The organism is Psychrobacter sp. TB55-MNA-CIBAN-0194 (assembly GCF_040309505.1).
In the GTDB taxonomy this organism is placed as follows: domain Bacteria; phylum Pseudomonadota; class Gammaproteobacteria; order Pseudomonadales; family Moraxellaceae; genus Psychrobacter; species Psychrobacter fozii.
The window spans coordinates 237,695-251,024 of record NZ_JBEOOW010000006.1 but is presented as its reverse complement, the minus strand read 5'-3'; the positions used below and the strand labels follow the sequence as shown (position 1 = coordinate 251,024).

Sequence of the window (13,330 nt, the reverse complement as noted above, 5' to 3'; positions counted from 1 at the left end):
ATCAGCGGTAAAACCTGACTCTGGTGTAAAGCTAACCTCTCCTGTCATAGGATCAACTTGCCAAGTACCTTCACCATCTACCACTAAGCTGGTGAATTCATTGCCTGTAACAGGGTCGATTAATTTGACGGTCGTTGGATCTAAGTCATTTTCAGAATCACTATCATTTGCCACGACATCGATGGTGATTGGTTGACCTGTTTCACCTAAGACAGTGTCATCTTCAGCAATAGGAGCAGTTTGTGGATAGTCAATAACGATGGTCGCTTGGTTCGACTGCAAGCCATTGGTGTCAGATACTACGTAGTCAATTGGTGTTGGATCAGCGGTAAAACCTGACTCTGGTGTAAAGCTAACCTCTCCTGTCATAGGATCAACTTGCCAAGTACCTTCACCATTTATCACTAAACTAGTGACTTCATTGCCTGTAACAGGATCGATTAATTTGACGGTCGTTGGATCTAAGTCATTTTCAGGATCACTATCATTTGCCACGACATCGATAGTGATTGGCTGACCTGTTTCACCCAATACAGTGTCATCTTCAGCAATAGGAGCATTATCGTTATCGTTATTATCATTATCATCACTAGCGAGACCAGCAATCAAACCAACCAGTCCCAATCCAGCCGCGGCAGGTATCCACCAAGGTATGGCCGCTGCAATATACTCTTCACCGCCAAGCGCCTGTCCTTCTACATCACCGACTTCTAGTTGAGTCACATAATCGTAGGTTTCGCCAGTATCAGGAATGTAGTAATAGTACTCGCCATCTTCAGCAATACCGACTAAAGCACTGTCTGGATTATCGTAGAAGCCTTCTATAATCAGATCGCTGTCTACCCCTTCTTCTTCGAATGAGACATGCAAGTCGTTTTTTAGGCGCTTAGTAATAATATGGTTAGGAGCATGGCCAATAGCTGTGTCAAAAAACTCATAGTTGACGTTGTCGGTGGCAGTAATAACTGTTGGTATACCATCTTTAGTAATAACAGATACTTGGCTGATAGTTTGAGCGGCGTCATTAATTTTAATAATAATAGTATTCATTTTTTTACCTTTAATTTTAAATATTTCAGCTAAATTGTTTTTATATCAGGCAACTTCAGTTACCAAAGGACAATAAAATTATCAATGACGCACACCTTCTTCTACAACTGCGACCACACGGCGGTTGAGCTGACGGCCCTCTACAGTATCGTTACTAGCTCTTGGCTGTGTCTCTCCATAACCAATAGCACTTAGACGCTCAGCGTCGATGTCAAATTTCGAAATCAAACTCTCTTTGACAGCATTTACTCGGTGCTGTGATAAAACTTGGTTATAGCTATCACTACCGCGACTGTCAGTATGACCCTCAATGGTCGCTATTGTATTTGGGTATTGCGCCATAAAGTCCGCTAGTTCAGCTATTTTTGTATAGTATTCGGGTCGTACGACCGCTTTATCAGTCTCAAACAATACTTCAAGATCAATTGTCACCTTTTCAGCCAATATGGCAGGTTGCTCCACGACTGGTGGCAGCGTTACTGACGGTGTAGTAGCAATTACGGGTGCAGGACAGTTAGGAACGACTCGACTGATTTGATGCGTTTGATAACGCTTATTTCTTAGCAATGGTAATGCGCTATCTGTCGTTATTTGATTTAGCAGACCTTGGCCATTTTCATCCATATCTACATAAAAAAAGTATGTTTGACCACCAACTAATTGGTAATCTTTCTGCTCCGCCAACAAATCATTATCTTTAAAACCAGTTGCATGAGCACTTAGTTGGTTTGTGCCCACACAAGAATTGACCGCTGTATAATTGCCTGCATGCAAACTGACTTGAAATCTATTATTGATCGCAATATTGGCACTGGTTTGCTCAGGATCATCATCATTTTTGCGCACAAATATCAGTCGAGCTTCATCACTCGCAACTTGTTTCGCTAATACAGCACTGATATCACTGTCAACTTGATTATTCCATACAACATTATCAACACGGCGAGTATCTCCATCATTACCGATACGGCTGTTAGCCGTTGTGGTCGCACAGGCAGTCACCCCCAATAGCGTGGTTACTAGTGCCACTTCAACGATGATTTTTTTGAATACTTTGCCCATGATAATTTCCTGAGTAACCGTTTATTAAGCTAATATTGGTTAAATATATTGAGTTTTTGAATTAATTTCTGTATAAAAGATATATCGTATACTACGAATATAGTCCTTGATAACTTTTTGATAGCCTTTAACTTGGCAGAGCAACCTTCAAATGCTGCAAAAAACTAGGTGTTTGACGGATCACCCAATAGAAATACCATATAAATAACAACCAACTTCTGTTCCATCAGGCTCTATAAAAATTATACAGTTGTAGATATAACCTATATGGTTTACCCCTGTCAAAAAAATCAAATCCAAACACGATAAACGGCATATATTTTATGACCAGTTACCATTAAGTATGAATGTCTGCTGTCAATTTCGTAGTCATTAATTTAGAAGAACATATCCAATAATCTAACGACAAAAATCAAGCTAAATCTATTGTACGCTCTTATCTTTTAAGAGTTCCTAAGACTTTATCTCACCACACTCTTAGCGCTCATCTTACCTTAACATCAATACAAGATAGTCCATCGTCTTATTTTCTTCACTTAATAGCTTTTGTTCTTCTTTAAGGGTTTTAATTACCCTTTGAACAGTATACTTACTTTAATTTTTCTCATGATCTCATATTTATATCACTCTGTACCGATCGGCTTATCTTGATTCGATTTTTTGCTGGTTAAATAAAACTAACCCGATCATATAGTCGATTCAATTTAAAAGTAGTACAAGGCAACCAAGTGTATATGTGATACTTCAAGCGAGGTTAACGCAGCAATACCTTTATAGTGGAATGACTATCCCTAGCTGTCGAGCGGTCTTTAATATATTACATTGTTATCTACTATCTTTTTGACCACTGCTACCTTGGATTTCATACTACCGTTTTACCTATTCTTAACCATCATAAATTCCTATCGATACGATGAAATCAATCGAGCTTGTGTTCTATCATTTTCTCCGTATCATTTGAAACTGGGTAATACATTATTCGGCACTCCCTCTTACGGTCACAAACACGTTGACACATATACAGATTGACGTCACAATATTGTAAATATTAATGGTTATCAATAACATCTAAAGTTCATCTGACTTGTCTTGCCTACCTTCTTCTATTCCACGCATATCTATATATCTTCTGCTGTCTTGATAAGATACCGCCGAATATCATTCATAAAGGTATGGTAAGTAATGTCAGCAACCCTCAAGTTATAAGCCGCACTGATTGAGCCCTACTTATACAAAAATCAGGCTTTGCCTAACAATCTTTTTCTGCCATCACACATACGACTATTATCATAACGAGCCATTATGTCTTCACGCACTACCACTTCTTTGTATAATATGATTTGGGCGCATTATCGCCTGCCTTTTCTCAAAGTTATTCTGCTTAATTTGGTAAATGCGGCTGTCAGTGTGGGCATCATTGCTTATATAAATCATACCTTTATCAGTCAACCTGTCTTTGATACTTTATCATTGCTCAGCTTAGGCTATTTTGCTGCCTTGATTGCACTACTATTAGTCACTACTTTTTTATCACAGTACGCGTTGACACGTCTGGGCCATCAGTTTGTGTACGAGCTCAGAACAAAACTGGTCAAACAAATTATAGATACCAAAGTGCCGCAGATAGATCACTTGGGTAGTGCGCGCTTAATTGCCAGCTTATCTTCAGATATCCAGTCTATTACGACTGCATTTGTACGCATGCCAGAGTTGGTTCAAGGCGTCATTTTATCTGCGGGGGTTGCCCTTTATTTAGGATGGCTGTCATTACCGCTATTGTTTATCATCATGTTTTGGATTGTCATGACAATCTGGATAAGCACCATTTTAGTCAAGCACGTCTATACTCATTTGATAAAACTCAGAGCGATTAATGATTTTTTATACCAAGATTATCAATCTATTATAGAAGGCCGTAAGGAGCTTGCACTCAATCAGTACCGTGCTGAAAAGTTATATTCAGACGACTTTTTGTCTCATGCCAAGTCGTACCAACAGACCGTCATAAAATCTGACACCTTTCACTTATCTGCTGTGAACTGGTCCAATATCATGATGTTTGCCTCGATTGGCGTGGTGTTCGCGGTATCGAATTATCTGAATATACCGATGGGTGTCGCCACCACATTCTCCCTAACAATTCTATTTATGCAGTCACCCATTCTGCATGCGGTTGGTGCGTATCCAACCCTACAGACTGCTCAAGTGGCACTAGACAAAATACAGTCTCTAGAGCTGGCTGACTATCAAGCAGCATTTATGACTGACCACGTGGCAAAAGACTGGCAATCGATATCACTGACTGACGTTGGTTATCGCTACGGCGGCATCAATACGCAGACACAAGAGCTAGCTGGTGACGTAAATAACCCTGATGATATCTTGAAATCGGTCAACCTTACCGTGAGACGTGGCGATGTAGTGTTCTTAATCGGCGCCAATGGTAGCGGCAAGTCTACCCTCGCCAAAATCATCACGGGGATTTTCACCCCTACCACAGGCTCTGTACACGTAGATCAAGACAACATTGATTCAGAGAATAATGCCGATTATAGACAGCTGTTTTCTGCTATCTTTAGTGATCAGCATCTGTTTAAACAGCTAATTGGCAATCAGGGCAATCAACCTGATGAGGCACTGATATCTGACTGGCTGCAGAAGCTCAATCTACAAGACAAAGTGAGCGTGTCTGATCATCAACTCTCTACAGATAAACTATCTCAAGGTCAACGTAAACGATTGGCCATGCTACTCTCAGTCGCCGAACAGAAAGATATTTTATTACTTGATGAATGGGCCGCTGACCAAGACCCTGCTTTTCGCCGTGTGTTCTATCAAACGCTAATACCTGAACTAAAAGCACTGGGCAAAACGCTGTTTATTATCAGTCATGACGACAGCTATTTTGAACATGCTGACCGCTTGCTATTGATGAAAGAAGGTAAGTTGATTGAATTGAATGCCGAAGAACGACAGCGCGCCAGTACAGATGCGATCGCCATGTTGCAATAAATATGACTTGTTATAAATGAAAACTGTCATGCAAAAAAATGGGGCGACTTATGATAAGTCGTCCCATTACGGTAGAAAGAACCACGCGATAGCTATAGTCGGTGAAATACTAAACCGCTACGGCGTTACCCTCCTTACCCTCCTTAGATGTACTACTTGTACAATCTGCAGTCGGCTGCCTTGTATCCATTTTAGAGTTCTTTGACTATATATAAATCAAAAGTATCTAGACACTCGAAAACTCGTCTAAGCCGTTTGCTTACTTTAATAATTTCTGCAAAAAAGCACTACGAGATATCACTAAGAAATCCAATAATGCGATAACAACGATTGCGATAATGGCTGTCGGAAATATAACCGCGACAACCAATAAAGGCAGCGCAAATGGCCACCAGATAACGGGGTTTAAACCACGTGCTGGCGGGTTCAGCCCAGTGCTTTCATCGGCATTATTAGGGCGACGTTGCCACCACATGATATAGCCGCTCACACTAATCATAATAACAAACAGACAAAACAAGACATTGGCCAACACACTCCACCATCCCAGCGTACCCATGTGAATAGCAATACCTGCCGCCATAAACTTACCAAAAGCATTGTAATCATCGAAATGAATATCAGCTAAGACATTTCCTGAATAGCGGTCGATATGTACCGTGCGATCTGCTGTCGGACTTTTCATATCGTAGCTCATTGAATCTTGGCTAATGGTCCAGACGCCTGTACTGCCTTGTGGCAAGTTCAACTGATAACGCTCTACAAACCCAATTTCTCGAGCGTATCGGTCTACCGTATCAATCATGATAGGTATATTGGGTGCGATACCATCCTTACCCATAGTCGTGCCTGATACTGGCATCGGCGTCAGCTCAAGCACCCAAGGAACTTCCTTGGTTTTCCCCGAGTTTAAGACACTGCCGTGCGTGGGCGCTGCTTCAGTAAGAGCTTCAGGCGTTGCCGCACCATGGACATGAGGTGCAGCCATTGACTCATGCATCGCAGTGCTGTGTTGGCTATGATCAATCGACATTGGCATAGGAGCAACGCCCCACTTACCCGCAGGAAACTGACTCCATGCCTGCACAACTCTTTCGCCCCACACGCCTGCCCACGCCATACCTGATATACAGAAAAACAGCAGCAGAATCGATACCCAACTGCCCAATGTCGCATGAATCGTACGGATAAAAGGTCGTTTTTTCTTATTGGTTACCCTCTCGTTAGGTATCAGCATGGCTTTAACTGATTTGCGTTTTTGCCACCAGAGATACCAACCCGTCAAAATCATCAAGATGGTCAACGATGCAGCCGTTTCTAGCAGATAATCCCCTGCTTTACCGATGAGCAAATCACTGTGAATATTATTAAACGTATCATAAAGACCGCTGCTAGCAGGTGCGCTATTGACGACATCAGCCGTATAAGGATTCACTGCCACCATACTGGTCTGGCCTTCTGACTGCACCTGAAACAAAGCGACGGTATCTGCGTCACGGGGCGCAATATATTTAATCAGTGCGCTATCGGGTAAAGTACCGAGCGCGTTTTTGGCTTGTATAGACACTGGTGCTTGGACAGTCGACTCTGGAATGGTGATGGTCAAGCGGTCATTGTCCCGACCTACGGTGTTCGACATGAACAGCATGCCGAGTGCTGTGACCGCCAACACAATCAAAAAAGGCGCGACAAACATGCCAGCATAAAAATGCCAGCGCCATACCGTAAAATAACGCTGCGTGTCAGCTGACCGACTGCTGTCTCTACTCATAAATACGACCTTTGATAATCTCTGGCTGCCCAAGTAACAACATAAATCTATTCATAATGTAATATCGGCTGCATCATACGAGAAAACCCTTGAAAAAACCACTACCCCTCTAGTCATATATCAATAATATTAATGTAAAGAAGCCGCACTAAACCATTCAGAACCGCGTCCAATATTTCTATAAAGCGTTAACTGTAACTTTTTAATGATAACAATAATCATTAGTGTTATTATTATTTCCGTTATTTATCTCCCTAAATTTAAATCCAACATATTCAACGAATATTATTGAACAGGAAATATGATGCGGCTTCCTTTAACCTCTGAATCTATCCGAAAAAAACATCTGGCCATAGCAGTACAAGTTGGCTTAGCCATGAGCATCAGTCATATTGCTTATGCTGAATCAGCTGATACTGAGGGCACGCTAAGCAATACCCAGACAGAAAATTCTGAGACAGCGACACCATCAACGACCTTAGATACGATAACTGTCTATGCTAATAGTTACCGAAGTACAGGGACAAAAACTGCATTAGACCCTGATGATGCGCCGATGAGCTATACCAGAATCGATCAAGACCTATTGCAAAAACGCCAAGCTGACAGTGTCAACGCTGCCCTACGCTATGAGCCCGGTGTTAGCTCTGAGAGTCGCGGCACGGTATCTATCTTTGATGAGTACAGAGTTCGTGGCTTTAAGACCTTATCGAATTTTTATGATGGTTTAAGACTGCCTTACGATGGTGCTTGGAATCTCATGCCGCAAGTAGACATCTATGCAACCGAAGCCGTAGAAGTCATCAAAGGGCCAGCTTCTTCCCTGTATGGTTATACGGCACCCGGCGGTATGGTCAATCAAATAGCCAAAACACCCAAAAGCACCCAAGAGACTGAGGTACAGCTACGACTAGGCAATCAAAACCTAAAAGAAGTGGCAATTGATACAACAGGGGCGCTTACAGACAGCTTGAACTATCGTTTTGTGGCATTAAAACGTAAAAAAGATGGCCAGATGCAGACCACAGAAGAAGAACGCACCCTACTCAATCCATCACTTGAATGGCAAGCGACAGACAATGTGTCCGTACTTGCTAATCTATTTTATCAAGACGATCCAGACATGGTGCCCTCTACCCCGCTCCCTGCTGTCGGTACGGTCTACAATGCCAGCTATGGCAAACTAGACAGCGATGCCTATGCGGGTGACGACTGGAATAAATTTAGCAAAGAAGTATTCATGCCGAGTGTCACCGTAAACTGGGACATCAATGACCAGCTAACCTTTAAGCACATACTGCGCTATACCGATGCCGAAGCAGAGCAGCGTAATATGTATAATAGTGGAGGGTTTGTCAGCGGTAGTGATACGATATTGAACCGTGTGGCCTATACCACCGATGAAACCATGAAAAACTGGACCACAGACAATCAGCTGGCTTATCAATTCGATACGGCCAACACCTCTCATAACCTTCTGTTTGGTGTCGAGTATCAAGAGACAGATAGCACTGCGGCCTACTATGATGCTGGCGCGGATGGTACACCCAACCTTGATTTGTCGGATCCAGACTTTTCACAAATTGATGCCGACACTTTACCTTTAGATGTCTATAGTCAATATGAGGATATCGCACAAAGCCAACTTGGTTTTTATGTGCAAGATGAGATGAAATGGCAAGACTGGACTGTGGTTGCAGGCTTACGACATGATAAATTCAAGAGCATCACTGATCAAACGAAAGCCTCTCAAGGTGCGATATATAGTGACCAAAAAATCGACAATAGCGCATCAGAGACCAGTGGTCGTCTTGCTGCTATTTATGATTTCGATAACGGTCTATCGCCTTATGCGAGCTACTCACAATCGTTCCAGCCAGTCGTTGGTAGCAACTTCGTGACCGATGAGCCATTTGAACCTACAACGGCTGACCAGCTAGAAGCCGGTATTAAATATCAATCCACAGATGGCGGCACTAAAGGAACATTGGCGGTATTTGATATCACCCAAAAAAATGTTGTTGTATCAGATTACGTCAACTATAGAAGTCAAACCCAAACGGGTGAAATTGCGTCTAAAGGATTTGAAGTATCAGCCAGTCATATGCTCAACGACTGGGTAGATGTCGCGGCGAGCTACAGCTATACCGACGCTGAGATTACAGAAGATGAGTTCAACCCTGATGTGGTCGGTAACACGCCAGCGCAAACAGCAAAACATAAAGCCACGCTATGGACAGACTATTACGCCACAGATAAGCTGACGCTCAATGCCGGCGTTCGCTATGAAAGTGGCATGCAGATAGATAAACAAAATTCAGACGAGCTACCAAGCGTGACATTGGTAGATATTGGCGGCAGTTATCAAGTCAACCCGACGCTCACTGTCGGTGCTAGTGTGAATAATCTGTTTGATAAAACCTATGTCAGTTCTTGTTACGACAGCAATAACTGCTGGATGGGACCCGAGCGTCAAATGACAGTCAGTGTAAAAGCCAATTTCTAATCATAAAAAACTGGCTATGGTCATAATAGCCAGTTTTTATCAAATGATAGATGATAGATGATAGATGAGAGTATAGGGTGCACATTTACAACATCAAGGCAGAAAATAAGTCAGAAAATTCAGGTGGCTTGGTCAGTTGCCAATCATAGACCAATCACTTGTATTAGATGTCCAGTCTTAATATATACCGTGGCGCCCTCCAATCCTGCTTTTATTTGCGACTGCTCCCCTACTGGCAAACGTATCCAACTATCTCGTTGATACACCTGATCACCATCTACTAGGCTACCCTCTACAACCAGTAATTCTGCACCGCCTGCACCTACACCACTAATGACATCTTCATCGAATAATACGTCGCCTGCTGTGAGACGTTGCAAACTCACTTGCTCACCATCATCAGAAAATAGAGTACAGACATCACGTTTGCCTTGGCGTGTCCAATTGGCATCATCATGAGTATCGATAGCGACATAGCGGTCTTCATCAGATAGCATCTGTCTGAGCTTAACGAAGATCACTGCACCTTCGTCACTATAAGGGGTATGACCTGATGACGGTGGATTACGCAAATACCAACCTGCGGGATAATGCTTATCATCTGCAGAAAACGTACCTGACAATACCAAAATCTCTTCACCACCTGGATGCAGGTGATGCGGAAAATAAGAATTAGGCGCGTAACGCACCAGACTGGTGGCTCGAGCTTTTTCTTCGCCAACGCGATCTAGCATGATACGTTCTACACCACTCTGCGGTGAGTTTACCCACTGTTGGTCTTCAACTGCAAGTGCGGCGCGACTAGAAAAATCTGCATTAATAAGCATAAGATTATGTCCAAAAATAGTAAGGTGTAACTCAATACTCTCTTATAAAGTATCTGGCATCATTTATTGAGCCTTATTCATAATTATCAATCATTTTTTAAGAATCATTAGAGATAGATAATAACTACACCAGTTTTATAAGACGCCCCAACTTTTAATGCACTTATCGCACTAAAATGACTGGCGACAATGTACTGGCAATAATTTCTGTCGTCGTACTACCGAGAAACAGTTGCTGTAGTTTAGAGTGACCATAAGCACCCACCACCATAATATCGATGCTATTTTCCGTTTGAAAAGCCAACAAGCCATTGACCGCATCCGCCGCTGATAAATGATGAGCCGCCACAATAAACCCAGCCGCTTCTAATTGTGCTGCTGCAGCACTTAAGCTCTGCTTAGCAGCATCATTGTGGCTCCCTATCATAACGATATGACCTTGCAGCCCTTCTAGCACTGGGCTTCTTGCGACCATCCATGCTGCCTTAATAGCAGTTTTACTACCATCGAAAGCGATCATGTATGAGCTTGGCGCTTTAAATGTCTCCGAGCAAATCAAGATAGGAACATCGGATGCACGGGCGACTGTTTCGATTTGACTACCGATATTGATACGACTGTTTTTGTGATCTTCTCCGCGTCGACCCATGACAATGGCACGATTTTCTGTTTTAAAATGCTCAATGGCAGGTAGCAGCTTGCCGCGACGTTGATAGATGCGGATAGCGACATCCTCAAAGTCACTTTGGATGTGGCTTTTTGCATCTTGAACCAAGGCATTACTATAACTATTGACCACCTTTGCTCTTTGCTCATCCATCTGGGTCAGTTCCTCTAACAAAAACTGACGGCTGTTCACCCCTATCGCGCCCGACAGATCGCGTCTGGTCGATGCAGGAACCTCACTGACATGCAACAAGCCAACAGGTAAATTCAACTTACTGGCATACCATGCTGCATAGTCACAAACCGATTCAGTCACTGCTGAACCATCAATACAAGCTAAAACGTGCTGTGATGTTGTCATAATATGTCCTTAATTTTAATTATTTAGGGCGTGTCCTCATTTTAAAAATGGTGATAAAAATGAGATAAATTGCCGTCAAACAAGGAAAATAGCGCAGATAATATCGAGATATTAGTCAGCTATTTGACGCCGTTTGGCAAGATTTAGCCATTTTTATCCCATTTAGATTACTATCGATTGAATTGAGGATACGCCCTAGTTCCATATAGCGTCCAATGCTCATTCCAAATGCTCTGGGAGAATCCTTCCCATTACTTTGATAGTAACCAATTTGGCTGACTTCATCCAGTGATGTGTGCCTGCCTCTACAATAATCTTTATTCTGCTATCTTTAGCATTGCGCAAGATTTAAAAATGCATGGCTTTACCGCATCAACAAAGTCTTGTCATCGTCTAACAACATGCCCTAACAAATTTTGCTACAATGTATTTTTTAGCATTTATGATTTAAATATCGTTATTTAGGTGATGGAACTATGGCAAAAAATGCCCTACAGGCTCAACTACTCAAAGCGGGATTGGTAGATAGCAAAAAAGCCAATAAAATCAGCAAGCAAAATCAGCATGCCAAGCGTACTGGTGACTCAGAAAGTCTAGAAGCAAAAAAAGCATTGGCAGATGCACAAGCAAAAAAACTAGAAAAAGATCAGCAGCTCAATCAAGAAAAACAACGCGCTTTAGAAGAAAAGGCACGCAAGGCCAATATTATCCAAATGATTAAGCAGCATCAAATCACTGATATCAGTGGTGATGTCAGCTATCAGTTTGTCGATGGCTCTAAAGTCAAAAAAATCTCTATTACCCAAAAACTATATGACCAAATTGTCGCCGGTCATGTCGTCATTGCGCGGTTAGAAGAAGGCTATGCATTACTTCCCCGTCCGTTAGCAGATCGTATAGACTCAAAAATGGAAGGCTTCATGGTCGTATCAAACGATACATCAGAAGACGTACTGGCAGAAGATGACCCTTATGCCGCCTATGTGATTCCAGATGATTTGATGTGGTAAACACTTGGTATTTATAATACTTGCTTTGTTAACTTAGACACCCTTTGTAGAATACTTGCTTCTACAAAGGGTTTTTTATTGTATAGAAAATAATCACCTTTAAGCTAGCGTTACAGGTTTTATTGAAAAAGGTAACAAATCGCCATAACCCTGCCATACATGGCGATGCGAACTTGAACAGCCATTCAATAACAACTACAATGCGATTTCTTGACCTATTTAGCGCTAAGGCTTGCTCGAAATTGAGCAATCACTCAAGAATTGAACACATTTTGACTTTTACTAATCATATAACAAAAGCCAATATCGGCACCCTAATCAAGAAGTTTTGAAAAGGCTTTCAAAATTTCTCAAAAAGAGATTTCTCATGCCAAAACATCTGCCACTTTCACTCTTATTGCTTCGACTTGGTATCTTCACAGTCTTTTTATTTTGGACGCTTGATAAATTTATCAATCCTGACCATGCCGCAGGCGTTATGTCTAAGTTTTATGGAATGGAAAATATGGGTGATTCCATATTCTATGTTATGGGCGCTGTTCAGTTGATACTCATCATACTGTTTGTCGTCGGGTTATTTAAAACCTGGACTTATGGTATTTTGCTGCTGGCTCATGCAGGCTCAACTTTTTCAACCTTTGCTTTATATCTAGAACCATTTGATAACCTATTGTTTTTTGCCGCATGGCCAATGCTGGCAGCATGTATTGCTCTCTTCTTGATGAGAGACTGGGATACGTTGACACTGGGCAAACGCACCGTGGGCAAAACTGTTCCTTTGACATAGATATAAACAGAGTCTATCGTTTGACTATGGTCAAATCTAAATAAATTCAGTACCAGCAATCCAAGCGTAGACCGTACAGGTGGTACGTCAAATGCAGGTGTTGCCGTAGCAAAGCTATAGAGGTTAATTGGTGCAATAATATAAATGCTAGCTAAAATGGCTTAAGCTATATATTATTAAAACTAACAACTTAGCTGTTTTATTGCAGGTAAACGAATAGATTATTCAACAATTCAATGTAATTGCCACCATCACTAAAACAGCAAAAGTTTTTTGAT

At 41.9% G+C, this 13,330-nt stretch carries 9 protein-coding genes; 4 read left to right on the top strand and 5 right to left on the bottom strand.

The window, feature by feature from the left end:
• Both AAEY75_RS09425 and AAEY75_RS09420 read right to left on the bottom strand, forming a co-directional pair.
• On the bottom strand, nucleotides 1-1,050 hold a 1,050-nt coding region (locus AAEY75_RS09425; protein ID WP_352259452.1), incomplete at its 3' end, for an Ig-like domain-containing protein.
• Nucleotides 1,051-1,131: 81 nt separating this feature from the next.
• The gene (locus AAEY75_RS09420; protein WP_110922842.1) at nucleotides 1,132-2,112 is read right to left on the bottom strand and encodes an OmpA family protein; all 981 of its coding nucleotides are present in this window, start codon (nucleotides 2,110-2,112) and stop codon (nucleotides 1,132-1,134) included.
• Nucleotides 2,113-3,414: 1,302 nt separating this feature from the next.
• Here AAEY75_RS09420 and AAEY75_RS09415 point away from each other — a divergent pair.
• The gene (locus AAEY75_RS09415) at nucleotides 3,415-5,124 is read left to right on the top strand and encodes a multidrug ABC transporter permease/ATP-binding protein (protein ID WP_352259451.1); all 1,710 of its coding nucleotides are present in this window, start codon (nucleotides 3,415-3,417) and stop codon (nucleotides 5,122-5,124) included.
• 259 nt (nucleotides 5,125-5,383) lie between these two features.
• Here the strand turns inward: AAEY75_RS09415 and AAEY75_RS09410 are convergent, their stop codons facing one another.
• A complete protein-coding gene (locus tag AAEY75_RS09410) occupies nucleotides 5,384-6,895 on the bottom strand; it encodes a PepSY-associated TM helix domain-containing protein (RefSeq protein ID WP_352259450.1) in 1,512 nt (503 codons plus the stop codon).
• Between the two features lie 301 nt (nucleotides 6,896-7,196).
• Between AAEY75_RS09410 and AAEY75_RS09405 the strand changes: the two genes are divergently transcribed.
• Complete coding sequence (locus AAEY75_RS09405) at nucleotides 7,197-9,401, top strand: TonB-dependent siderophore receptor (RefSeq protein WP_352259449.1); 2,205 nt, start codon at nucleotides 7,197-7,199, stop codon at nucleotides 9,399-9,401.
• 143 nt (nucleotides 9,402-9,544) lie between these two features.
• Here the strand turns inward: AAEY75_RS09405 and AAEY75_RS09400 are convergent, their stop codons facing one another.
• Nucleotides 9,545-10,228 carry a cupin domain-containing protein gene (locus tag AAEY75_RS09400; RefSeq protein WP_352259448.1) on the bottom strand — a complete coding sequence of 228 codons (684 nt, stop codon included), beginning with the start codon at nucleotides 10,226-10,228 and terminating at the stop codon, nucleotides 9,545-9,547.
• Between the two features lie 163 nt (nucleotides 10,229-10,391).
• Nucleotides 10,392-11,255, bottom strand: a complete 864-nt coding sequence (locus AAEY75_RS09395; protein WP_352259447.1) for a universal stress protein — start codon at nucleotides 11,253-11,255, stop codon at nucleotides 10,392-10,394.
• Between the two features lie 476 nt (nucleotides 11,256-11,731).
• Here AAEY75_RS09395 and AAEY75_RS09390 point away from each other — a divergent pair, with 476 nt between their 5' ends.
• Complete coding sequence (locus tag AAEY75_RS09390; protein WP_352259446.1) at nucleotides 11,732-12,265, top strand: DUF2058 domain-containing protein; 534 nt, start codon at nucleotides 11,732-11,734, stop codon at nucleotides 12,263-12,265.
• A gap of 367 nt (nucleotides 12,266-12,632) precedes the next feature.
• Nucleotides 12,633-13,052 carry a hypothetical protein gene (locus tag AAEY75_RS09385; RefSeq protein WP_110922835.1) on the top strand — a complete coding sequence of 140 codons (420 nt, stop codon included), beginning with the start codon at nucleotides 12,633-12,635 and terminating at the stop codon, nucleotides 13,050-13,052.
• Nucleotides 13,053-13,330: the final 278 nt, after the last annotated feature.

Bases quoted from the DNA above. Each gene is read 5' to 3' on its own strand.
- AAEY75_RS09385 (WP_110922835.1), top strand. From the start codon at position 12,633: ATGCCAAAACATCTGCCACTTTCACTCTTATTGCTTCGACTTGGTATC.
- AAEY75_RS09390 (WP_352259446.1), top strand. From the start codon at position 11,732: ATGGCAAAAAATGCCCTACAGGCTCAACTACTCAAAGCGGGATTGGTA.
- AAEY75_RS09405 (WP_352259449.1), top strand. From the start codon at position 7,197: ATGATGCGGCTTCCTTTAACCTCTGAATCTATCCGAAAAAAACATCTG.
- AAEY75_RS09400 (WP_352259448.1), bottom strand. From the start codon at position 10,228: ATGCTTATTAATGCAGATTTTTCTAGTCGCGCCGCACTTGCAGTTGAA.
- AAEY75_RS09410 (WP_352259450.1), bottom strand. From the start codon at position 6,895: ATGAGTAGAGACAGCAGTCGGTCAGCTGACACGCAGCGTTATTTTACG.
- AAEY75_RS09415 (WP_352259451.1), top strand. From the start codon at position 3,415: ATGTCTTCACGCACTACCACTTCTTTGTATAATATGATTTGGGCGCAT.
- AAEY75_RS09395 (WP_352259447.1), bottom strand. From the start codon at position 11,255: ATGACAACATCACAGCACGTTTTAGCTTGTATTGATGGTTCAGCAGTG.
- AAEY75_RS09420 (WP_110922842.1), bottom strand. From the start codon at position 2,112: ATGGGCAAAGTATTCAAAAAAATCATCGTTGAAGTGGCACTAGTAACC.